The sequence below is a fragment of the Paenibacillus sp. YYML68 genome (assembly GCF_027923405.1).
Lineage (GTDB): Bacteria > Bacillota > Bacilli > Paenibacillales > NBRC-103111 > Paenibacillus_G.
Map to the genome: position 1 here is coordinate 1773584 of NZ_BQYI01000001.1, position 23546 is coordinate 1797129.

21 protein-coding genes and 1 tRNA gene are annotated in these 23546 nt (G+C 50.6%); 17 read left to right on the forward strand and 5 right to left on the reverse strand.

What is annotated here, in order from left to right; all coding sequences use genetic code 11:
- Positions 1 to 38 precede the first annotated feature (38 nt).
- The 4 genes from PAE68_RS07945 (at position 39) to PAE68_RS07960 (ending at position 5271) form a co-directional block, all read left to right on the forward strand.
- Positions 39 to 1589, forward strand: coding sequence for a fumarate hydratase (locus PAE68_RS07945; protein ID WP_281885787.1), 1551 nt, complete (start codon positions 39 to 41; stop codon positions 1587 to 1589).
- The gene (locus PAE68_RS07950) at positions 1589 to 2590 is read left to right on the forward strand and encodes a bile acid:sodium symporter family protein (RefSeq protein ID WP_281885789.1); all 1002 of its coding nucleotides are present in this window, start codon (positions 1589 to 1591) and stop codon (positions 2588 to 2590) included. Before PAE68_RS07945 ends, PAE68_RS07950 begins: the two co-directional genes overlap by 1 nt.
- Positions 2591 to 2654: 64 nt before the next feature.
- Entirely contained in the window at positions 2655 to 4454 is a 1800-nt protein-coding gene (gene pnpS, locus PAE68_RS07955; RefSeq protein ID WP_281885791.1) for a two-component system histidine kinase PnpS, read from the forward strand.
- A gap of 100 nt (positions 4455 to 4554) precedes the next feature.
- Positions 4555 to 5271: a response regulator transcription factor gene (locus PAE68_RS07960; RefSeq protein WP_281885793.1), complete on the forward strand. Its 717-nt coding sequence runs from the start codon at positions 4555 to 4557 to the stop codon at positions 5269 to 5271.
- A gap of 70 nt (positions 5272 to 5341) precedes the next feature.
- Here the strand turns inward: PAE68_RS07960 and PAE68_RS07965 are convergent, their stop codons facing one another.
- The gene (locus tag PAE68_RS07965; protein WP_281885795.1) at positions 5342 to 7309 is read right to left on the reverse strand and encodes a methyl-accepting chemotaxis protein; all 1968 of its coding nucleotides are present in this window, start codon (positions 7307 to 7309) and stop codon (positions 5342 to 5344) included.
- 312 nt (positions 7310 to 7621) lie between these two features.
- On the opposite strand from PAE68_RS07965, the gene PAE68_RS07970 reads away from it, so the two are divergent.
- From PAE68_RS07970 to PAE68_RS07995, 6 genes are all read left to right on the forward strand, one after another.
- Positions 7622 to 8614 carry a PstS family phosphate ABC transporter substrate-binding protein gene (locus tag PAE68_RS07970; protein ID WP_397378401.1) on the forward strand — a complete coding sequence of 331 codons (993 nt, stop codon included), beginning with the start codon at positions 7622 to 7624 and terminating at the stop codon, positions 8612 to 8614.
- A gap of 114 nt (positions 8615 to 8728) precedes the next feature.
- A complete protein-coding gene (pstC, locus tag PAE68_RS07975; RefSeq protein WP_397378403.1) occupies positions 8729 to 9655 on the forward strand; it encodes a phosphate ABC transporter permease subunit PstC in 927 nt (308 codons plus the stop codon).
- Entirely contained in the window at positions 9655 to 10524 is an 870-nt protein-coding gene (pstA, locus tag PAE68_RS07980) for a phosphate ABC transporter permease PstA (protein WP_281885799.1), read from the forward strand. The genes pstC and pstA overlap by 1 nt, the downstream gene beginning before the upstream one ends.
- A gap of 13 nt (positions 10525 to 10537) precedes the next feature.
- Positions 10538 to 11293 carry a phosphate ABC transporter ATP-binding protein PstB gene (gene pstB / locus PAE68_RS07985; protein WP_281885801.1) on the forward strand — a complete coding sequence of 252 codons (756 nt, stop codon included), beginning with the start codon at positions 10538 to 10540 and terminating at the stop codon, positions 11291 to 11293.
- Positions 11294 to 11320: 27 nt separating this feature from the next.
- The gene (phoU, locus tag PAE68_RS07990) at positions 11321 to 11980 is read left to right on the forward strand and encodes a phosphate signaling complex protein PhoU (protein WP_281885803.1); all 660 of its coding nucleotides are present in this window, start codon (positions 11321 to 11323) and stop codon (positions 11978 to 11980) included.
- Positions 11981 to 12182: 202 nt separating this feature from the next.
- Positions 12183 to 14003 (forward strand): GGDEF domain-containing protein, encoded by a 1821-nt coding sequence (locus PAE68_RS07995; RefSeq protein ID WP_281885805.1) that lies wholly within the window; start codon positions 12183 to 12185, stop codon positions 14001 to 14003.
- Here PAE68_RS07995 and PAE68_RS08000 read toward each other — a convergent pair.
- The gene (locus tag PAE68_RS08000) at positions 13992 to 14753 is read right to left on the reverse strand and encodes an HAD family hydrolase (protein WP_281885807.1); all 762 of its coding nucleotides are present in this window, start codon (positions 14751 to 14753) and stop codon (positions 13992 to 13994) included. The genes PAE68_RS07995 and PAE68_RS08000 overlap by 12 nt on opposite strands.
- Before the next feature lie 178 nt (positions 14754 to 14931).
- On the opposite strand from PAE68_RS08000, the gene polA reads away from it, so the two are divergent.
- The 5 genes from polA (at position 14932) to PAE68_RS08025 (ending at position 20628) form a co-directional block, all read left to right on the forward strand.
- On the forward strand, positions 14932 to 17667 hold the full coding sequence (gene polA, locus PAE68_RS08005) for a DNA polymerase I (protein ID WP_397378407.1): 2736 nt from the start codon (positions 14932 to 14934) through the stop codon (positions 17665 to 17667).
- A gap of 18 nt (positions 17668 to 17685) precedes the next feature.
- Positions 17686 to 18531, forward strand: a complete 846-nt coding sequence (gene mutM, locus PAE68_RS08010; RefSeq protein ID WP_281885811.1) for a DNA-formamidopyrimidine glycosylase — start codon at positions 17686 to 17688, stop codon at positions 18529 to 18531.
- 220 nt (positions 18532 to 18751) lie between these two features.
- Positions 18752 to 19429 carry a sporulation membrane protein YtaF gene (gene ytaF / locus PAE68_RS08015; protein ID WP_281885813.1) on the forward strand — a complete coding sequence of 226 codons (678 nt, stop codon included), beginning with the start codon at positions 18752 to 18754 and terminating at the stop codon, positions 19427 to 19429.
- 30 nt (positions 19430 to 19459) lie between these two features.
- Positions 19460 to 20056: a dephospho-CoA kinase gene (coaE, locus tag PAE68_RS08020; protein WP_281885815.1), complete on the forward strand. Its 597-nt coding sequence runs from the start codon at positions 19460 to 19462 to the stop codon at positions 20054 to 20056.
- Positions 20053 to 20628 (forward strand): lytic transglycosylase domain-containing protein, encoded by a 576-nt coding sequence (locus PAE68_RS08025; protein WP_281885817.1) that lies wholly within the window; start codon positions 20053 to 20055, stop codon positions 20626 to 20628. The genes coaE and PAE68_RS08025 overlap by 4 nt, the downstream gene beginning before the upstream one ends.
- 68 nt (positions 20629 to 20696) lie before the next feature.
- Here the strand turns inward: PAE68_RS08025 and PAE68_RS08030 are convergent, their stop codons facing one another.
- On the reverse strand, positions 20697 to 20921 hold the full coding sequence (locus PAE68_RS08030) for an alpha/beta-type small acid-soluble spore protein (protein WP_281885819.1): 225 nt from the start codon (positions 20919 to 20921) through the stop codon (positions 20697 to 20699).
- 119 nt (positions 20922 to 21040) lie between these two features.
- On the opposite strand from PAE68_RS08030, the gene nrdR reads away from it, so the two are divergent.
- Together nrdR and PAE68_RS08040 are read left to right on the forward strand one after the other, a co-directional pair.
- The gene (gene nrdR / locus PAE68_RS08035) at positions 21041 to 21526 is read left to right on the forward strand and encodes a transcriptional regulator NrdR (protein WP_281885821.1); all 486 of its coding nucleotides are present in this window, start codon (positions 21041 to 21043) and stop codon (positions 21524 to 21526) included.
- Between the two features lie 292 nt (positions 21527 to 21818).
- Positions 21819 to 21894: transfer RNA gene (locus PAE68_RS08040), tRNA-Ala, on the forward strand.
- Between the two features lie 238 nt (positions 21895 to 22132).
- Here PAE68_RS08040 and PAE68_RS08045 read toward each other — a convergent pair.
- Together PAE68_RS08045 and PAE68_RS08050 are read right to left on the reverse strand one after the other, a co-directional pair.
- Positions 22133 to 23263 (reverse strand): site-specific integrase, encoded by a 1131-nt coding sequence (locus tag PAE68_RS08045; RefSeq protein WP_281885823.1) that lies wholly within the window; start codon positions 23261 to 23263, stop codon positions 22133 to 22135.
- A gap of 106 nt (positions 23264 to 23369) precedes the next feature.
- The gene (locus PAE68_RS08050) at positions 23370 to 23546 is read right to left on the reverse strand and encodes a helix-turn-helix domain-containing protein (RefSeq protein ID WP_281885825.1); all 177 of its coding nucleotides are present in this window, start codon (positions 23544 to 23546) and stop codon (positions 23370 to 23372) included.

Consider the following 23546-nt stretch of genomic DNA (forward strand, 5'->3'; position numbering starts at 1 on the left):
TCAGTTCAATGTATAGTTATCGAAAGGGGATACACGCGATGGCACAACCATTTCAAGAGAGCATCTATAAGCTGATTGTCGAGACGTCGACGAACCTTCCTGCTGACGTTCGCGAAGCGATTCAGGAAGCGAGAAAGAAGGAGGATGCGGGTACGCGCTCGGCGCTGTCGCTCTCCACGATTGCTGATAATATCCGCATGGCGGAGTGCAACGTATCGCCGATCTGTCAGGACACGGGGATGCCGACCTTCATCGTGCATACACCGGTTGGCGTGAACCAGATGGAGCTGCGGAAGCAGATCATTGAAGCGGTCGCACAAGCGACGAAGGACAGCAAGCTGCGGACGAACTCCGTTGATTCGTTGACAGGTGCGAACAGCGGCGACAATATCGGACCCGGAACGCCGGTCATTCACTTCGAGCAATGGGAGAACAGCCAGATCGAAGTGAAGCTCATTCTGAAGGGCGGCGGCTGTGAGAACAAGAACATCCAGTACAGCCTTCCTACGGAGCTCGAAGGACTGGGCAAGGCTGGACGTGACCTCGACGGCATCCGCAAGTGCATCATGCACGCTGTGTACCAGGCGCAAGGTCAAGGCTGCAGCGCGGGCTTCATCGGCGTCGGCATCGGCGGCGACCGGACGAGCGGCTACGAGCTCGCGAAGCATCAGCTGTTCCGTGCTGTGGACGATGTGAACCCGCATGAAGACCTTCGCAAGCTCGAGGAGTATGTGATGGAGAATGCGAACAAGCTCGGCATCGGGACGATGGGCTTCGGCGGTCAAGTGTCGCTGCTCGGCTGTAAGGTCGGCGTCATGAATCGTCTGCCAGCGAGCTTCTTCGTATCCGTCGCTTACAACTGCTGGGCGTTCCGTCGTCAAGGCGTGCTGATCGATCCGCAGTCTGGTGAGATCACGAAGTGGGTATACCGCCGCGGCGATGAGCTGCCGATGAGCAAGGACGAGCCGACAGAGGCTGCTCCAGCGGCTGAAGCACAACCGGAGCGCCGCGAGATCGTACTGCAGACGCCGATCTCCGAGGAGCAGATTCGTCAGCTGCGCGTAGGCGATGTCGTTATCATCAACGGACCGATGCATACGGGACGCGATGCACTGCACAAGTATTTGATGGACCACGATTCGCCGATCGACCTGAATGGTGCGGTTATTTACCATTGCGGTCCGGTCATGGCTAAGGATGAGCAGGGCGGCTGGGTAGTGAAGGCAGCAGGACCGACGACGAGTATTCGCGAGGAGCCTTACCAGGGCGACATTATTAAGAAGTTCGGCATTCGTGCGGTCATCGGTAAGGGAGGCATGGGCGCGAAGACGCTGAAGGCGCTTCAAGAGCATGGTGCGGTATATCTGAATGCAATCGGCGGCGCCGCTCAATATTACGCAGAGTGCTTCAAGCAGGTCGAAGGTGTCGACTTCCTCGAGTTCGGTATTCCAGAGGCGATGTGGCACCTGCAGACCGAAGGCTTCGCAGCAATCGTCACGATGGATTCGCACGGCAACAGCCTGCATGCGGACGTCGAGAACGATTCCCGTACGAAGCTGGCGCAATTCAAAGACCCGGTCTTCGTGTAATGTCTTCCATGAGACAGGTCGGACTCCGACTCAATATACAGCTTGAGAAATATTTATTCGTTCTGACCCCGGTATCGCTGATACTCGGGTTTCTTTTATCTGAACAGAGTAAGGGCGGCGTAGCGCTCGTCCCTTACCTGTTCGCCTTCCTCACCTTCGTGATGGCGACAGGCTGCAGCTGGAGGCAGATTAAGGGTGCCTTAGCGATGCCGGGCATGATCGTGCTGACGTTTGCCATTACGCATATTGTAGCGCCAGCGATCGCGTATGCGGCGGGTGCTGCTTTTTTCGGGGCAGATTCGCCTTATGTGATTGGTCTTGTGCTGTTAGCCATCATACCGCTTGGTGTCTCCTCTGTCATCTGGGTATCGATCTCGAAGGGGCATGTGCCGTTCACGCTTGCCATGATCGTCATCGATACGGCCATTAGCCCGTTCGTCATACCCGCTGCGATGAAGCTCATATTCGCGGAGGCGATTGAGCTTGATCTGGCGAAGGTGATGGCGGACTTGCTTCAGATTGTCGTCGTTCCTACCGTGCTCGGCGTTATCGTTAACGAGCTGTCGCAGCAGCGCTTCAAGGATTGGTCGGCGCCAGCGTTCGGCCCGCTGTCCAAGGTGGCGCTTTGTTCCGTCATTCTTATTAATTCCGCAGCTATTGCCGAGTATGTGATCGAGCTGAAGCACAATATGCTGACGGTCGTACCGCTTGTGGCGGTGCTGGTGTTCATCTTTTACCTCATTGGCTTCGTCAGCTCGATCGGACTGCGTCGTCCGGAGTTGATGATCGCGATGACGTATTCGTCAGGCATGCGCAACATTTCACTTGGGATTGTGCTGGGACTCGCCTATTTCAGCCCGATTGCGGCTATTCCAGTCGTCATCGGCATCTTGATTCAGCAGCCGTTCGCGACGTTGAATCATGCGTTCCTGAAGCGATTGATGCAGACGAAGCTTTACAAAAAAATTACTGGCATTCCAGCGCCCGAAGAGCTACGATAATGTGTAAAACGTTTGACGGTGCTCTCCCTGCTCCGTCTCCTTGATGAAGGGAAGACCAGACCATATGAATATGTTTCGCGCCAGGCTTACTTTAATTTTCATCGTTCTGATAGGCTGCTCCGTATTGGTAGCAGGTATATTCATGGCCAGCATGCTGAGGAAGTCGTACATGGATTCCTTGACAGTCAGCATGGAGCGTGAGCTGCATGTGATTAAGTCCACAACTGACTGGGCCTATCAGGGGACTGAGGAGCAGATGTACCAATATTATTCGTCCAAGACGGCTCTGCTGAGGCAATCTGCAGACACACGTATTACGTTTATTGGGGTAGATGGCCAAGTGTTCGGAGATTCGGAGCATAATCCGCGTACGATGGATAGTCACACTGAGCGTGAAGAAATTGTAGAAGCCCGTCAGTATGGTATCGGGTATTCAACACGCTTCAGCAATACGATAAATCGCAATATGCTATATGTCGCGGTGCCGGTCCAGAAGGGTAGTGAGACAATAGGCTTCCTGCGCCTAGCGATGAGCCTTGTAGAGGTTGAGAAATCCATTCGGAACGTGTGGTATGTGCTGCTGGGGGGGCTCGCCGCTGTGTTCCTGCTGGCTGCACTGATCAGCTACAGAGTGGCCTTCAGCATTACGAGGCCGATCGAGCTCGTTACGAAGGTTGCCCAGCAAATTACCGACATGAACTATAAGTACCGTGTAAGTGTGAATAAGAAGGATGAGATTGGGCAACTCGGTAATGCGATTAATCGGATGGCTGACAGCCTGCAACTGCAGATGAATCGAATACGCGAGGATGAGAGTCGTCTGAAGAGCGTTCTGGAGAATATGATCAGCGGTGTTGTCATGATCGATCGTGATGGGCAGATCGTGCTTCTGAACCGCTCAGCAGAGGAGATACTCGGCTTCTCGTCACAGGAGCTGCTGGGCAAGCGATTCGACCAGGCGAAGCAGCAGTTCGAATTTACACAGCTTATTCAGGAGTGCATTGATTCTAGATCGCCGCTTCGTGATGAGATGGTGTTCTATTATCCGACGGAGCGTATATTGGAGATTCATATGAATCCGATCTCGCAAACAGAAGACGACTGGTCCGGCATGCTTATCGTGCTGCACGATATTACGGCGGTCCGGCGCCTTGAACGTATGCGTAGTGAATTCGTCGCGAATGTATCCCATGAACTGAAGACGCCGATCGCGGCGGTGAAGGGCTTCGCCGAGACGCTGCTCGCGGGAGCGCTTAACGATAAGGAGACGGCGCACTCGTTCCTGCAAATTATTCTTGATGAGAGTGAGCGCTTGAACCGACTCATCGGAGACATTCTGGAGCTGTCTAAAATCGAATCCAAGCGTATTCCGCTGCAGTTCTCACCTATTCATCTGGAGTCGTTCGTGAACAATTGTCTGAACGTACTCAATACGCAAGCAGCTTCCAAGGACATCGAGCTGTCAATGCTCGTACCGGAATACATATATATGGAAGCGGACGAAGACCGACTGCGTCAAATTATGATGAACCTGTTGTCCAACGGTATTAACTATACGCCAGAGGGCGGAAGTGTTACCGTGAAGGTCGAACACATTATGAGCGGCAACGATTCGGGAGAAGGGGATTGGGTTCGATTTACAATCGTAGATACGGGAATTGGTATTCCACGTAAAGACATACCGCGAATTTTCGAGCGATTCTACAGGGTGGACAAGGCACGCTCCAGAGGGTCAGGCGGAACCGGTCTAGGCTTATCGATTGTGAAGCATCTTGTCGAGCTGCATCAAGGGAATATTCGTGTGGAAAGTGAAGTAGGCGTAGGCTCGAAATTTATTATTGATATGCCGTTAATTCACTCTTAAACAAGCGTTATTGCACATTTTCGACCTCATGTATGGTTTGTCAACTCCTATCGGCTATGTTAAGCTACATAGTATATAGATCATAAGTCGGGGGAATCCCATGCCACAAAAAATATTAGTTATTGAAGATGAGCCTACGTTAGCAAGATTGCTATCTTATAACTTGTCCCAAGAAGGCTATGAAACGAAGGTTGTGGACCACGGGAGTGACGGGCTGCAAGCAGCACTCCAGCAGCAATTCGATCTAATCATTCTTGATATAATGCTTCCGGGTATGAACGGCTTTGAGATTTTGTCCAAGCTTCGCCAGAAGGGGAATCGGACTCCGGTCATTATATTGACAGCGCGCAACGCGGAGGAAGAGGTCGTACAAGGTCTGAAGTACGGAGCTGACGATTATATTACGAAGCCGTTCGGCGTTGCGGAGCTGCTGGCGCGTGTATCGGCTGTACTTCGGAGAACGATGTCGGAGGAGGGCTCGTCGGATAAGCCTTCCAGCGGTGAGAAGGTCATTACGGTTGGCGAGCTGCTTATATATCCGGAGAAATATGAAGTCGTACTGGGCGGAGAATCAATTCCGCTCCGTCCGAAGGAGTTCGAGGTGCTGCTGTACTTGGTTCAGAGGCCGGGTGTTGTAGTGACAAGAGATGACCTGATGAACATCGTATGGGGCTTCGATTATATCGGTGGTCAGCGTACGGTGGATGTTCATGTCAGCTCACTTCGCAAGAAGCTGGAGATGAATCAGGAATCGGTACAGATCGAATCGATCCGGGGTGTCGGCTACAAGCTGGTGACGTCTCCGGTGAAGAAATAGTTGATGATACGGTTATAAGAGAAAGGGCCCCGACAGGGCCCTTTCTCTTACCTAGTTTCCTTGGCTGATACTAGACGGAAACGAGTTTTTTCTCCTTCTCCTCAACCTTCTCTTCCTCGTTAGTTACTTCCTTCTCTATATGCTTCTCCTCTTGCATATCTTCTTGCCGGATCTCTTCCTTAAGCTCGATTACATCTCCAACTGGTTTACTCGGTGATTGGACATCGTCATTGGCAGTAGTCTGCGCCGCCGCTTCCGGTTCATCTTGGGCAGGGTCGGCAATGATGATGGCTTCTTCTTCTGTAGTAATACGGAATCTATTGATTTCACTCGACAGCCACTCGGCAAGCTCTAGAATGTCATCGGCTTCCTTCGCAACCTGATGAATGGCTGCATCCTGCTGCAAGGAGGAGGAGTTCACCTGCTCGACTCCTGCGGCTGTTTCTTGGGCGATGGCAGCTACTTGATGAACCGTTTCAATGAGCTGATTATTCTTATGCTCGGTTGCTTCAATACGCTTATGGATTTGATTAATGTAGTCCGACAGCTCGTCCATGGAGGTGCGAATATCTGTGAACGATTGCAGACTTTCGTTCATTTTGCCGTTCTGCTGCTCGAAGGAATCTTTGACCTCGGACAAGCTTACGGCAAGTCCATGAATTTGGGTTGTCAACGACTTGACGATCCCGCTAATGATTTTCGACGATTCGTTCGTCTGTGTAGAGAGTTGTCTGACTTCCTCGGCAATGACAGAGAAGCCTTTGCCGTGCTCTCCGGCTCTTGCAGCCTCGATGGCAGCATTGAGCGCAAGCACATTCGTTTGTGTAGAGATGTCGGATATCGAATTTACAATTTTGCCGATCTGAACGGAGCTTTGAGTCAGGCTATCAAGCGCGTTATATACTTGATGCAGCGTTGCTTCGGATTGTGTGGCTGCTGCTTGTAAGCCTTCCATTGATTTAGAGCCCGTATGCGTGTTGAACGCCGCTTCGCGGCTTCTGCGCTGTACGGTATCAATAAACTGTGCGATATCGCGAACTTGATCGGACAACTCAGAGATGGTGAAGGAGCTCGTCTCGGAGAAGAGCGCCTGCTGCTCGGCTCCTGTTGATATTTCTTGAATGGCCCGTACAATCTCCTTATTCGAGGCTGCGGTAGAGCTGGAGAACTCCTTGAATACGATGGAGTGCTTCGTTAACGATTGAGCAATTTGCTGGGAGCTTGCGAGCATCGACCTTACTTCCTCGATCATTTGATCGAAATCTCGGCTCAGTTGACCAAGCTCGTCCTTCGAGCTGTTATTGATCTTGCTCGTCAGATCGCCTTTCGCGATTTGCCGGACGGCCTTCTGCAGCTTCGTGATCGAGGCTGCGAACGACTGGATCAGCATGAAGGCAATGACAGAGCTGACGACAATGACTGTAATGATCGTGATGAGAGAGGCCGACTGGGATTCGCTCAGTATCGCGTTAGAGCTTGCGATAGCGGCGTGCACATCTTGGACATAAGCGGTATTGAATTGATCGACGAGCTCAAAAATATATTCCTTATGTACCTGCGACATGTCATGTATGCGAGCCATTTGATCATACTTTTCTTCTGTGGTCAGACTGTTGTTTTGAGATACTTCTATAATAGTATCAAAAGTAGCTGTATATTCAGTTGACGTGTTGGTCAGTCTTGCAGACCACTTGCGTTGATCTGCATTAGCTGCTGTAGCAGCAACCTGCTCAACCAGCTGCATGAATTGAGTCTTCTTCCCCGTAAATAATGTAATGAACTTCTCGTCTTGGGATATAATAAATGCGGACTTGATTGAATCAATTTCATTAGTGTTGACCTTAAGCTGCATCGCTAGCTGCTGCTTGTTCATTTCCGCGTTCTGATGCAAAACCTGACTATGAATCTCATTAATCTGGTTCTTGTTGTAGGAGGAGGCTGCGGCGAATATAGCGAGTAGGGCAACAAAGCTTAGAATCAGTTTAAGCTTGAGGCTTAGATGCGGCAGTTTGAGCTTGCTTAATAATCTGGTAAACACGTGAATTCCCTCCTGATAAATGTGTAAATGAATAATGAAGACGAGCGGCGCGTTTACTAAACATTCAAATTTAATAAAGTAATTACATTGTACTATTAATAGATTAAAGGACAATGTGCAAAAAGTTAAATCCATGTAAAATTTGTCGAATAACTGCGCTTTTTTGTTGCAAAATCTAGGAGGAAAAGATTACCTGATAGATTTCGAGTCTATTTTACATAGATTTTACAAACGATTGAAATAGCGAAAACAAATGAGGGGTAACATAGCGAATGTGGATGAAAAACATATAATTATTAAGGAGTGGTCAAGTTGTTTAAGAAAAGCACTTTGGCAGTAACTGCAGTTGCAATGGCATTGTCTCTCGGAGCATGTGGTACTAAAACTGAAGAAAACACTCAAGGCAGCACACCAGCACCGACAAACACAGAGAAGCCTGCTGATAAGGCTGCTGCACCTGCTCTGAAGGGCGAAATCAAAGTTGATGGCTCCTCCACAGTATTCCCGATCTCCCAGGCCGTAGCCGAAGAGTTCATGAAGAAAAATAAAGAAGTTAAAATTACTGTCGGCGAATCCGGCTCCTCCAACGGTGCGAAGAAGCTGATCGGCGGCGAGATCGATATCGCGGACATGTCTCGTAAATTCAAGGCAGCTGAGTATGAAGAGCTGAAGACAAAGCAAGGTACAGAAGCTGTTGAAATGCCAGTGGCTCTTGATGGTATCACGGTTGTTCTGAACAAGAAAAACACATTTGCAAAAGAAATGACAGTTGAAGAGCTGAAAAAGATTTGGTCCAAGGACAGCAAGATCAAGAAGTGGAACGAAGTTCGTCCTGAATGGCCTGATAAAGAAATCAAGCTTTACGGTCCTGGTACAGCATCCGGTACGTTCGAGTTCTTCACTGAAGCAATCAACGGTAAAGCGAAGGAATCCCGTGCGGATTACACAGCTTCCGAGGATGACAACGTACTTGTTAAGGGCGTAGCTGGCGATGAGTTCGCTCTTGGTTACTTCGGCTTCTCCTACTACAAGGAGAACGAGGACAAGCTGACAGCAGTAGCAATCAAGAAGGACGCTGCAGCACCAGCTGTACTGCCTTCGAAGGAAACGATCGAGAACTTCTCGTACGCTCCACTGTCCCGTGAAATCTATATCTACCCTACGAAGAAAGCTCTTGAGCAACCGCACATCAAGGAATTTATCAAGTTCTACAACAGCGAAGAGGGCATGAAGCTTGTTGAAGCTGCGAAGTACATCCGTCTTCCAGATGCAACAATCAAGAAAAACCTTGAGAACGTAAAGTAGTTTTGATAAAATAAACCATTGTCATGTACTGAAAACCGTGACGCTCCAATTTGCATCAATGGGGGTCACGGTTTTCACAATATTAATTGCTTTACACGGGGGAATGTAACGATCATGGACAAAGTTGCGGATTCAGGTATGAAGGTGAACTACAAAAAGAAGAATAGCGTATTATCCTCCGATGTGCTGATACCTAAAATATTAGCCTTTTTTGCTGTCATCTCGGTTCTTACGACGGTTGGAATTGTAGCCATCCTCGTCATTGAATCGCTGGGCTTTTTTAGGGAGGTTCCGTTTTGGACCTTTATCAGCGGTACGAATTGGACACCACTATTCGAACCACCGAGCTTTGGAGTGTTGCCGCTTGTGACAGGAACGCTCTTAATTACTATAATCGCAAGTATTGTTGCCATCCCGATCGGTCTTGGCTCGGCCATTTACTTAAGTGAGTATGCAAACCCGAAGGTTCGTAACATCGTTAAGCCTATCCTTGAAATACTGGCAGGAGTACCGACGATTGTATATGGCTTCTTCGCCCTGACGTTCGTCACTCCGATCATTCGCTTCATCATCCCGCAGACGGAAATATTCAATGCACTTAGTGCAGGTATTGTGGTTGGTATTATGATTATACCGATCATATCTTCAATGAGTGAGGACGCTATGGTAGCTGTTCCTAATGCGCTGCGTAATGGCGCATATGCGCTGGGGGCAACAAAGCTTGAGGTTGCGCTGAAAATTGTGTTGCCAGCGGCTTTGTCCGGTGTCGTTGCTTCGTTCGTGCTTGGCATTTCCCGGGCAATCGGGGAAACGATGATTGTTACGCTCGCGGCAGGCAGTATGGCCGTTATGGCATACAATCCGCTTCAAAGTATTCAGACGCTGACAGCATATATCGTTTCGGTCAGCTCCGGTGATACTCAATATGGCTCTACCGAATACTTAACCATTTATGCGGTAGGTATAACGCTCTTCGTAATGACATTAGTGATGAATATTCTGGCAAGCTATATCTCCAGAAAGTTCAGGGAGGAATATTGATGGATAGCAAAGCGGACTTAAAGCATATTAGCGCGAGAAAACGGAAAAACAAGCTTTACCATCAATTGTTCTTGTCTGCAACACTTTTCGGGATCGTGGCGCTTGCCTTGCTGCTTATACAAGTTCTCGTGCAAGGAATTGGCTGGCTCGATTGGGATTTCATCACGAATTACTCCTCACGCTTGCCTGAGCGTGCCGGTATTCTCGCCGCATTAGTTGGAACGTTCTATTTGATGTTGATTACCGCACCGCTTACGTTTTTCATTGGAGTTGCAACTGCACTCTATCTGGAGGAGTATGCGAAGGATACAAGGTTTAGTCGTATGATTCAAACGAATATTTCGAACCTGGCAGGAGTACCTTCGATCGTGTACGGCTTGCTCGGATTAACCGTATTCGTCCGCTTGCTTGGGCTGGAGCGAAGCCTGCTGTCGGGTGCGCTGACCATGACCTTGCTCGTCCTGCCGATTATTATTGTGTCTTCTCAGGAAGCGATCAAGACGGTGTCTCAGTCGCTTCGCAATGCTTCGTTCGCACTTGGCGCTAACCGTTGGCAGACGATCGTTCGGGTTGTATTGCCTTCCGCCTTGCCTGGTATTTTGACCGGTTCAATCTTGTCCTTGTCCCGTGCAATCGGTGAGACTGCTCCGTTGATCGTGATCGGTGCCGTAGCCTATATCGCGTTCTTGCCAAGGTCGCCGTTCGACACGTTCACCGTTATGCCGATTCAGATATATAACTGGGCGAGTCAGCCTCAAGAGGAGTTTGCCTACGTTGCGGCCGCGGGTATTATTTTGTTGCTTATTATGCTGTTAAGCATGAATGCTTTTGCGATTTATTTGCGTAACAAGTACCAGAGGAAGCAGTAGGAGGATCAGGACGATGACGACAATTGTCGATATTAAAAAATTGGATTTATACTATTCCGAGTTTCATGCTCTGAAAAAGGTCGATATGGACATATCCGAAAATTCCGTAACGGCATTCATCGGACCTTCCGGCTGCGGAAAGTCCACGTTGCTCCGAACGTTGAACCGGATGAATGACATGATCAAAGGAATTCGTATCGAAGGTCTTGTCAGCATCGATGGACAAAACATCTACGATCCGGATGTGAACGTGGAGCTGCTTCGTAAAAATATCGGGATGGTGTTCCAGCAGCCGAATCCGTTCCCTAAGTCCATCTATGATAACGTAGCCTACGGTCCGCGTATTCATGGTATTACAGATAAAGAGAAGCTGGATCATATCGTGGAATCGAGCTTGAAGGCTGCTGCACTATGGACAGAGGTATCCGGCAACTTGAAGAAGTCCGCTTACGGCTTATCCGGCGGACAGCAGCAGCGTCTGTGTATCGCCCGAGCGCTTGCGGTCAATCCTCGTATTTTGCTGATGGACGAACCGACTTCAGCGCTTGACCCGATTTCTACTCTTAAGATCGAGGAGCTGATTCGGGAGCTACGCGATAAGTATACAATTGTCATTGTAACGCATAATATGCAGCAAGCGGCACGTATTTCCGACTTTACTTCGTTCTTCTTGAACGGCGAGGTTATTGAATCCGACCAAACGGAGAAAATATTCACGACGCCAACAGATCAGCGTACAGAAGATTATATTACCGGACGATTTGGTTAATATACATACAAGAAGGAGGTCGAGTGTATGGACACGAGATCTAATTTCCATCAATCAGTGGAAGATTTGCAGGCAGAGCTACTCAAGATGGGTAGCCTCGTTGAGGATAGTATTCAAGGTGCAGTGGAAGCTCTAGCCAAGCGTGACGAAGCGCTTTCTAAGCAAGTTGTTGATCAAGATGATCGTATTGATCATATGCTGCTTGAGATTGAGGAGAAATGCTTGCGTCTAATCGCGTTACAGCAGCCTATGGCAAGCGATCTCCGTATTATTGGTACAGCGCTGAAAATCGCCATCGATCTGGAGCGTATTGCCGATCATGCGGTTGATATTGCGAAAATTGCGTACCGTCTTGCGGGCAAGGATCCGATCAAGCCGCTTGAAATCATACCGAATATGGCGATTGTGGTAAAGACGATGCTAAGCGAAAGCTTGAAATCGTACACGGAGCGTAACATTCATCGCGCTTCAGCTCTGGCGGAAAGAGATGATGAAGCAGATAAGCTGTACAGTGCAGTCGTTGAAGAGATTAACGGTCTCATGACTAGTGATCTGGTAAGAAACCGCGAGCTGTCGCAATTGATGCTCGCTGCTCATTTCCTTGAGCGTGTAGGCGACCACACGACGAATATCGGCGAAGGTGTAATCTACATGGTAACAGGCAAGCGTAAAGACTTGAACGTATAATACATTCAGCAGTATCAGGACCCTCCAGCATTGGCCGGAGGGTCCTTCATTTTATACAGAACTTTTATACAAAACATACTTTTCGACAAAATCTTAACATAACATTTACATAAATAGTCTACTTGATTTTACACTAGGTTCAATGACCTATGGTATGATACTGATTAAGAAGATTTCCAATAGTAAGTAGGGATGCTTAATGGTGACAGACCAAAATGTCGTCGAGTCGTCAGCAGGTGAACTTCAGATGAGACGCGATAAGCTTCAGCAAGTCATCCAACAAAGAGATATACACTGTGTCTATCAACCGATTGTTTCGCTCAAGGATGGGGATATTCTCGGATTTGAATCACTTACGCGTGGCCCTGAGGACAGTCCGTTACACTTCCCTCTTGATTTATTCGGCTTGGCTAAGGAAGAAGGGCTGTTATATTCTCTCGATCAGCTCGCTCGGGTGAAGGCGATTCAAGGAGCTGCTCTGTCAAGCATGAATCAGCTTCTCTTTATGAATGTGTCGGCCGACATATTGTACGATCCGGAATTTGCTCCTGGCAAGACCTTAGAACTATTACGCGGCAAGGGACTGCATCCGTCTAATGTCGTATTTGAAATTACGGAGCGAAGCTCTATAGAAGACTTTAATGCTGTGAAGCGTATACTTGAGCATTACCGACAGCAAGGCTATCGCATTGCCATTGATGATGCCGGAGCTGGTTACTCGTCGTTACAGTTCATTGCCGAGCTGAATCCACATTTCATTAAGATTGACCGATCGCTTGTTCACGATGTGCATCGGAACAAAACGAAGGAATATATCATGGAGACGATGGTGATGTTTGCTGAGAAGCTCGGCATTCACCTGATCGCCGAAGGTATAGAGACTGCGGATGAGCTGATGAAGCTTACCCGAATAGGTGTTCATTATGGTCAAGGCTTTTTACTCGGTCATCCGGTAGAGACACCGTCAGCCATTACACCAGACTTGCAGCGTCAAATCTTAGAGCATCGCAAGATCAACGAGATGATTGATCATTTTGTAGGAATTGGTGACATATCGACACCGTGCCAGACGTTTACCATGCAGACCTCGATATCGGTTGTCGCCAACTTTTTCAAGGATAATGTGAATGCTCAGGGCGCTGTTATTATGAAGGGACAGCAGCCTGTAGGCTTAATTATGCGAGACCGGCTGTTCCAGCAGCTGGCTGGCCAATATGGATATTCGTTGTTCTGGAATCGCTCGATTGATCAGCTGATGGATGTGAGCCCACTTATAGTGGAGGAGCAGACTCCGGTAGAACACGTATCCAAGCTGGCTACGTCCCGTGATATTCGGAATCTGTACGATCTGGTCATCGTTACGACGCAGGGCAAGCTTCATGGCACCGCTTCAATTCGTACCATACTGGAATGTATTACGAACGCGAAGATGGAGAGTGCGAAGGTCGCCAATCCATTGACCGGACTGCCTGGTAATTTGCAAATTAACAGAGAAATTAGCAGGAAGCTGGCTGATGGCTCCCGATTCTCCGTCATATATGCCGATCTTGATTACTTCAAGTGGTTTAACGATCAATTCGGCTTCCATAAGGGCGATCAGCTTATCCAATTTACCGCTGACAGCATGCAGCAGGCGATTTCGCTGCTTGGCACACCATCTGATTTTGTAGGGCATATTGGCGGAGACGACTTCATTGCCATCACTACATCTCCTGAGCCGGATCGAATATGTCTTGAGATGCTGCGGCGGTTTGATCTTGGGGTCCAAGCGTTATACGACTCCGGTAGCTTCACCTATGTGGAGGACCGTCACGGGAATCGTGTGGACAGTGAAGGGGTTACCTTATCGCTTGCACTTGTCGTATGCGATCCCGCGAACATGAACATTACGCCTGACCATATTTCGCAGGTTGCTGCCGCTTTGAAGAAGAAGTCCAAGGCCTTTAAGGGTAGCGTATTCTTCTGTGATTCGATCGGTAACAATGCGGAAGATTGCTGCAAGAGTGCTGCATTATACAAATAATTCGAGCATATGCTCCATCCGTCGTATCATATATACATTTCGTCGTCCCAGCCGGTGCTGGGATATTTTTTTGACATCAGGTTCATTGCTTCCCGAATCATGAATCCAGATCGCGTCCATGCCAGCCTTCACCGCTCCGCACACATCATGCTTCCAGGAGTTGCCGACCATGACCGCTTGTCGAGGCGGAAGCTTCATGCTTCGTATCGCTTGCTTGAATAAATAAAGGGATGGCTTCTTCTCCGCTGGTGAGCGTGCCGTGAACACTCGATGCTCCGGAAACAAGTCCTGCAGCCCGAATCGTTGTAGAAGCTGAAGCACCTCAAGCCTTGGGCTATTGCTAATAACTGCAAGCTTATGTGTCGATGCGAGGGCGGATAACGTTTCGAGCGTACGCGGGGGCAGCTGCTTCGCTGATGAATGCAGCTGAAGCACTTGCTGAATGAATGGTCTAGTCATTGCTTCGCTGATCGGCAGTCTATGTTCTCGGAACACCTGCCACAAGCATTGTACCTGCAGCTCGTCGAGCTGCTTGAAGGTAATTCGGTCCTTCTTATGCTGTCTCCACTTGGTCATATACGATTGCCACAGCTCTTGCCCATCTGGACGTTCTTCAGGTAACCAGCGTGCGCTAAGCTGCTCCCAAGCATGCAGGAAGCATGCTTCGAACGTCATGGTTTGTACGACAAGCGTTTGGTTCACATCAAAGAAAATAGCTTGCTTACCGCGAAGCGGCTTCATCTCGATCATCGTGTTCCCTCCGATCTCCTCAGTGCCATAGGTAGGCGAGCGGCAAGGATGAGTTAGTTCATTTTATGCATGAAGGGCTCGGGCGACGCCTTTTCGCAGAGAAAAGTGTCAAGTTTTTTTCTTGCTTACGCGTGTGCTATCATAAGAAGAGAATGCAGTTCGTAGGGATGAGGTGCACATGTTGTCTAAGTCGAAATTAATTATTGTAGATGGTAACGGAATAGCATATCGGGCGTTCTTCGCGCTGCCGCTGCTCAGCAACTCCAAGGGGATTCATACGAATGCGGTATTCGGCTTCACCAGAATGCTGCTGAAGCTTATTGAGGATTACAAGCCGACACACTTTCTTGTCGCATTCGATGCGGGTAAGAAGACGTTCAGACATACAGGCTATGCCCAATATAAAGGAACGCGGGAGAAGACGCCGCCGGAGCTGTCTGAGCAATTCCCGCTGTTGCGTGAGCTTATCCAATCGTTCGGTATGAAGCAGTTCGAGCTCGAGGGCTACGAGGCCGATGACATTATTGGGACAGTGACGAAGGTAATTGAGAGCAAGGCTGAATACGAGGCGCTGGTCGTAACGGGCGATAAAGATATGCTGCAGCTCGCATCGGACAAGGTATCGATCGCTCTGACGCGGAAGGGGATCAGTGAGATCGAGCTGTACAACCCGGCATACATCGACGAGAAATATGGCTTGAAGCCTGAGCAAATTATTGACCTCAAGGGGCTCATGGGCGATACGAGCGATAACATTCCCGGTATACCAGGCGTAGGCGAGAAGACAGCGCTCAAGCTGCTGCACGAGTATGGCTCGGTGGAGCAGGTGCTGGAGAATGCCTCGCTGATTAAGGGGAAAATGGGCGAGAAGGTCGCCGCCCATGCAGACGATGCCCGGATGAGCAAGGAGCTCGCGACGATCTACCGCGAGGTGCCTGCGGAGCTGCCGCTGGACGAGCTGGCCTATAGCGGATATGAGAAGGATGCGCTCGCGGATATGTTCCGCAAGCTTGAATTCAAGTCGCTGCTGGAGGAGCTCGATCTGTACGGACACGGCGGATCGGCTGATCCAGCTGACGTTGAAGAGGCGGAGGCGCATGCTCCTATCGAGGCGGTCTGGGCGGCGGGCGAGGAGCAGCTGGCGAGACTGTCTGACGAGCTGGATCGGGTGACCACCATTCACGTCGAGGTCGTTGGAGACAATCCGCACAATTCGGACGTGCTCGGTCTGGCATTCTACGTGCCGAATGCGGAGGCGGAAGAAGGGAACGCGGACATTCTGGCCGCAGACGTGTACTACGTGCCTTATAGCGCGCTGAAGGAGGCCGCTCAAGGCAGTGCGGCTGAGCGTGTGAAGCTATGGCTGGAGCAGGAGGATAAGGCTGTCGCGATGTACGACCTGCACCGTGCGATCATTGCACTCGCATGGCATGGGATCGAGCTGCGCGGAGTGGCGTTCGACGTGCTCTTAGCCGGCTATCTGCTCGATCCAACGGAATCGACGCTGACGCTCAGCGGCTTGACGAGCCGCTATAAGCTGCCTGCGCTCCAAGCGGATGAGGACGTCTTCGGCAAGGGGGCGAAGTTCCAGATTCCGTCTGAGGACAAGCTGTGTGACTTCATGGCACGCAAGACGGCCGCTATCGAGCGATTGACACCGAAGCTGAAGTCTGCGCTTGAGGCTGACCGTATGGAGCCGCTCTACTACGAGCTGGAGCATCCGCTAGCGCTCGTCCTTGCCTCAATGGAGCGCAAGGGGATTAAGGTCGACACCGGTGAACTGGAGGCGTACGGCAAGGATCTTGCCGGTCAGCTCGAGGGCATTATGAAGTCTATCTACGAATCCGTAGGAACCGAATTCAATATTAATTCACCGAAGCAGCTCGGCGAAATTTTATTCGAGAAGCTGGGGCTGCCTGTCGTCAAGAAGACGAAGACCGGCTATTCGACCGATGCGGAGGTGCTGGAGAAGCTGGAGCCGCATCACCCGGTCATCGGCCACATTTTACACTATCGTACACTCTCTAAGCTTCAGTCGACTTATGTGGAAGGTCTGCTGAAGGAGGTTCGGCCGTCGACCGGCAAGGTGCATACGTATTATAAACAGACGATCGCCGCGACAGGCCGCTTAAGCAGCCAATATCCGAACCTGCAGAACATTCCGATCCGACTTGAGGAAGGGCGCAAAATTCGCAAGGTGTTCGTGCCGTCCGAGCCGGGCTGGCGTATCGTAACCGCGGACTACTCGCAGATCGAGCTGCGCGTGCTTGCGCACATTTCCCAGGATGAGAAGCTGATCGAAGCGTTCCGCAACAATATGGACATTCATACGAAGACCGCGATGGACGTATTCGGGGTGTCCGAGGAGCAGGTCGACTCGAATATGCGACGCCAAGCGAAGGCGGTCAACTTCGGCATTGTGTATGGCATTAGCGATTACGGCTTATCGCAAAACTTAAATATTACGCGCAAGGACGCGGCGAAATTTATTGAGCAATATTTTGCCGTGTTCCAGGGCGTACGAACATATATGGACACCATCGTGCAGACGGCGCGGGACAATGGCTACGTATCGACGCTGCTGAACCGCAGACGGTACTTGCCAGAGATTAAGGCGTCGAACTTCAACACGCGCTCGTTCGCGGAGCGCACGGCGATGAACTCCCCGATTCAGGGCACCGCGGCCGATATTATTAAGCTGGCGATGGTGCAGCTCGATGAGCGGATGCGTCAGGAGCAGGTGAAAAGCCGCATGCTGCTTCAGGTGCATGACGAACTGGTGTTCGAGGTGCCGGAGGAGGAGCTCGATCAGATGAAGGCGATGATCATCGAAGTGATGGAATCGGCTCTTGCGCTCGATGTGCCGCTGAAGGTCGACGCCGACTCCGGTGCGAACTGGTACGAGGCGAAATAACAGGAGGAATCAGACATCATGCCGGAATTGCCAGAGGTGGAGACGGTTCGGCGCACGCTGCAGCAGCTCGTCGTCGGCAAACAAATTGAGCGTGTCAGCATTCATCTGCCACGCATTATCCAGCGTCCGGATGACCTGCAGCAATTCGCTTCGCTACTAGCAGGCGAGACGATTCAGTCGGTAGAGCGGCGGGGGAAATTTCTCCGCTTTATGCTTGATGCCTATACGCTCGTGTCGCATCTGCGGATGGAAGGGCGCTACGGTGTATACGAGGCTGCGGAGCCGCTGGAGACGCATACGCATGTCGTGTTTCATTTTACCGACGGGACGGAGCTGAGATATAAGGATGTGCGGCAATTCGGGACGATGCATCTGTTCTCGGCGAATGAGGACCTGAACGAGCAGCCGCTGTGCAAGCTCGGGCTGGAGCCGCTGGAGGCGACGTTCACAGAGAAGGCGTTCCGGGACAAGCTGAGCAAGCGGTCGACGAAGATCAAGCCGCTCCTGCTGAATCAGGAATATGTCGTCGGACTCGGGAATATTTATGTCGATGAGGCGCTCCACTTGGCCGGTATACACCCGGAGCGAGAAGCGAGTAGCTTGCGCGGCGCGGAATGGACAAGACTGTATGAGGCGGTCGTCCGAACGCTGGAGGAGGCTGTCGAAGCTGGCGGCTCATCGGTCAAGTCGTACGTCAACGGTCAAGGCGAGATCGGCATGTTCCAGCATCAGCTGAAGGTATACGGTCGCAAGGGTCAGCCGTGTAACGGGTGTGGAGGTCCGATCGAGAAGACAGTCGTCGGCGGTCGGGGCACTCACTTCTGTCCGGTCTGTCAGCCGATGAAGAAGCATAGTGGTGCGTGAGCTTTGTAGACGTGAAAATAAGATGCACACCCCGCCCAGAAGCGCCATATAGTAGCGAGTGAAGGCGCGCAAGGTCTGCTCAGCCGATGAGGCGTGCAGGCTTGCGTCATGAACTTGCTAGAGCCGCCGAAGCTGCAAGTTAGCACCGATACGGACAGTTGAACGTGCTGAAGGTGAAGCTAAAGGTGAGGCGGTTCCGCTTTACTCGGGAGGGGACATCATGCTGCCTGTAGTTTCGTTAATGCTGCTGGCGCTCGCAGTCAGCTTAGACGGCTTCGGCGTCGGTATTACGTACGGCTTACGCAAAATCCGCATCCCGCTGCTGTCCATCGCCATCATCTCGTTCTGCTCCGGACTGATCATCTTCGGTTCGATGCAGCTCGGTGTGTGGCTGAAGGGCTGGGTGCAGCCGGAGACGGCCCAGATGCTGGGTGCGATCATACTGATCGGAATCGGGACGTGGGCGCTGTATCAGCTGTACAGTCAACGTAATGGGGATCAGGAGGACGAGGAGGAGAATCATTCGCCTGTTGCAGTGGTGCCTGCTGCTACGGCGAAGGAAGTGCTGTACATCGAGCTGAAGCGATTCGGACTTGTCATTCAAATTTTGCGCAAGCCGTCCATCGCGGACGTCGACCGCTCCGGCAACATCTCGGCCTATGAGGCGATGCTGCTCGGTACGGCGCTGTCGCTCGATGCGCTCGGCGCGGGGATCGGGGCTGCGATGCTCGGATTTACGCCGTGGCTGACGGCGGCGGTCATCGCACTTGCGAGCGGAACGTTCTTAAGCGTCGGGCTTCGAGTCGGCTTCCGGTATGCGGGCATGAAGTGGATGCGCAAGCTGTCCTTGCTGCCGGGGTTCGTATTAATTATGATGGGAATTATGAAGCTGTTCTAATGTGAATGGTGAAGATAAGGATTTGAGAGTATGAATATAGGATTAACCGGAGGTATCGCCTGCGGCAAAAGCACGGTCGCCCGTCTGCTCGTCAGCCGCGGCGCCCTGCTGGTCGATGCGGACCGCATCGCCAGAGAAGTAGTCGAGCCCGGTACGCCGGTGCTCGCCCAAGTGATTGAGGCGTTCGGTGGTGACCTGCTGCAGGCGGACGGCTCATTGAACCGCAAGAAGCTCGGTGAGCGTATTTTCGGAGATGCGGAGGCAAGGAAGAAGCTCGAGCAGCTTCTGCATCCTCCTATTCGGGCGTTGATGCGTGAACGCAAGGAGACGTTCGAGACCGAGTTCCCGGACAAGCTCGTCGTGCTCGACATTCCGCTGCTGTACGAGTCTGGTCAGACGTCGATCGTGGATGAGATTATGGTCGTCTATGTGCCGCGTGACGTGCAGCTTGTACGGCTGATGGAGCGGGACGGGCTGACGCTGGAGGCGGCTGAGAAGCGGATTGCTGCTCAGATGCCGATCGAAGAGAAGAAACGGCTAGCAGATATTGTGATTGATAATAGCGGCACGATTGACGAGACCGAAAGGCAAATCGAATCGTTTTGGACGGAAAGGGGGCTTTCATGAGCTTTTGGCGCAAAAAGCGGGTGTACGCTCTATTGCTGCTTACTTTTCTCCTATTCTTATTCCTAAGCAGCTCGTGGATGGGCCGATTAATCTATCCGATTCATTATAAAGAGGTTATTCAACAGCATGCGGTCAAGTATAAGCTCGATCCGTTCTTGATCGCCGCCATTATACGTGTGGAAACGAATTATAAGCCGGATGTATCGTCCGTTAAGGGTGCTTATGGGTTGATGCAGCTTATGCCCGATACGTCGGATTGGATCATTGACAAGGCTCCGTTCGATAAGTCGTTCAAGCAGCGGCTTGATCAGCCGGTCGTGAACATTGAGCTAGGTGCTTGGTACTTAAATTGGATGGACAAGCAGTTCGATGGGAATCTGTATGCCGTCATCGCTGGCTATAACGCAGGACACGGCAAGGTGAGTCGCTGGATGAGCGAAGGCGAGTGGGACGGTACGTTCCAGCACGTGGATCGTATCCCGTACGGTGAAACACGCCACTATGTGCAGCGCGTCATGTATTATTACGATAAGTATGAGAAGCTGTATGCCGAGGAATGGATGGATAAATAGAAAGGAGCACCGGACAGGTGCTAGTTGCTCCTGTCCGACACTCCTTGCGTATTCTGCGAAACGTGTTATTATTTGAATTGACCTGCAAGCTGCTGCTCTGCGATTTGTACTAGGCGACGTGTAATGTGACCACCGATCGCACCAGTATCACGAGTAGCCATGTTACCATAGTAACCGTCTTGCGGAATGGCGATACCAAGCTCCTGTGCCACTTCGTATTTCAGTTGATCCAACGCTGCATTTGCTTGAGGGACTACCAATGCGTTGCTGCTGCGGGATTGACCTGCACCCATGTCTGTTCACCTCCTTGTCGTTGGTAATCCTATTATGTGTCCTGCTGGCGTTCTTCATGTGAGGGATTCATTGGTAATGGCGGTTCAGACGGTACATATGGAAAGGAAGAGCTCGAATTATGAAATGTCCGTATTGCGATAACGCCGGGACGAAGGTGCTTGATTCCCGTTCCGCTAATGAGAATAAATCGATTCGCCGCCGCCGCGAATGCGAGAAGTGCCAGAAGCGCTTCACGACGTTCGAGATGGTGGAGGAGACGCCGCTGATCGTCATTAAGAAGGACGGCAGCCGCGAGGAGTTCAGCCGCGAGAAGATGCTACGCGGTCTCATCCGCGCCTGTGAGAAGCGTCCGGTCTCGGTGGAGCAGCTCGAGATGATCGTCTCCGAGGTGGAGAAGCAGCTGCGCAACACCGCCCATGCCGAGGTCGACAGCCGCGACATCGGCGAGATCGTCATGACCGAGCTGTACCCTGTCGACGAGGTCGCCTACATTCGCTTCGCCTCCGTATACCGCCAGTTCAAGGACATCAACATGTTCATGAAGGAGCTCAACGAGCTGCTGTCCAAGCACCAGGTAGGCGGGGAAGGCAACGGTAAGCTGTAGCGTTTGTAGGAGATGTGATCGGGCGCAGGGGGCGGGCTGTTGTTGGCTCGCGGGATGGGATGGGCAAGACGCCTGCCTGTAGCTAGAAAGAAGGGCAAATGATGATGCGAAGGCGTGCGGATTGCTTATGAGCCAGTACGGAATGTGCGTGTGCGACTCGGTCATGAGGCTCCTTCTGGTGGTGTTGACAGCCTCACAGGCGTATGCTAATATACTCCTTGTCAACAAAAACGGGGCCTTAGCTCAGCTGGGAGAGCGCATCGCTGGCAGCGTGGAGATCAATTGAATATTTGGGCCCTTAGCTCAGCTGGGAGAGCGCTTGCATGGCATGCAAGAGGTCGTCGGTTCGATCCCGATAGGGTCCACCAAAATGCCAACAAACCCTTGATACATAAGGGTTTTTTCTGTTTTGCTCGAACTCAAATTCATACATTTTTGTAGTGATTAGGGCTACTTCAATCAATCTATATTCGTTGGCAAAGCAGCCGTGGTCACAACTGTGGTCACAAAAGGTTAGCACCTAGAATGTGGTCACAGACGGTCACACAATTAAGTGAAATCAAAAAAGGCCTTGTCCGTATGAATTCCATCATACGAGCAAACCCTTTATTGTAAAGCTGTTGAATTGCCGAATATTTTGTCTCCATGCCGCTTAGCTGTATCCTTATGAACAGTTGGAAGCACATGGTGGTAGGTACCAAGGGTAATCTTAACATCCGAATGTCCGAGGATTTCTTGGACAACTCTTGGGTTGACCCCATCCATTAACATAAGTGTGGCGACGGTGTGCCTTAGATCGTGGAATCGAATCTTTGGAACTTTGGCCTTCTTAATGATGTTGTAGAAAGTACGTAACAGATTCCTTGGCGACACAGGCGTTCCCTTAGCTGTACATATGACTAGATCGTTATCTTGATACGCGACGCTTGCGGCTTTTTTCTCCCTTGAGATAAGCCGTTCCTGTTTGAGTAGCGCATTCACCGTCCTGGTATCGATTGAGATTGTTCTGGAACTACTTTTGGTTTTGGTCTGAGTAAGCAGTTCCTTTCCATCATGACTTAACGTTTGTCTTACATTCAACACTTCATTGTCGAAATCAATATCCTTCCACCGAAGACCGAGTATTTCACTTTGTCTCATTCCTGTTGCCAGAGCAAGATGGAATGCTAAGTAATAGCGATCGTCACGAGCGGATTCCAGAAACTTGCTAACTTCTTCGATAGACCATACGCTCATCTCCTGGGATATGACTTTTGGTGTTTCAGCATCCCTTACAGGATTAGATGTAACGTACTTTCTTTTCATAGCTGCCTCAAAAGAGCTCTTGAGGATCTTATGAATATCAAGTACCGTTCTGCTGCCTAATCCCTTTTCCTCAGATAACGTAACATAGAACTTCTCAACCTGAGCAGACGTGATCTTGGCAATTTCATGAAACCCTAAATGGGGGACGATATGCCTCTGAACATGCCCTGTGTACATTTCAAGAGTGACTCGGCGCAGCTTAAGTGATTTGCTTTGCAACCACTCTGTTAAGAATTCAGAATAGGTTAGCTTTGTCGGCTTAACAAAAGTCTTCTCATCGACTTGCGACTGAACTTTCCGCATTTCACGCTTTGCCTCGGATTCGGTGCGGAATCCCCGCCTTTTGATTTGTTGCCGTTTGCCCTTATCGTCCTTTCCAGCATCTACAACGAAGTACCAGGTACCGCGTTTGTCGTCTTTTTTGACACTCATTGTGCCCCTCCTTAGACTCGTTAATGAATTTGTCTCGACAACCATGCATTGGTCGGATCGCGAATTCGGACAATAACCATTTCGTTCACTTCCTTTCAAAGTTCAATTATCTTTGGCTGTTCATCCACTTATAGAACACATCATGAGCGACTCGGATTGACTTACCGATGCGGATCACAGGGAACTGTCCTGAGTTCACCAGCTCGTATGCTTGGCGACGGCCAATACCAAGCATTTTCTGGATATCAGAAACTAACAGTACGGTTGGATAAGATTGCTCCAT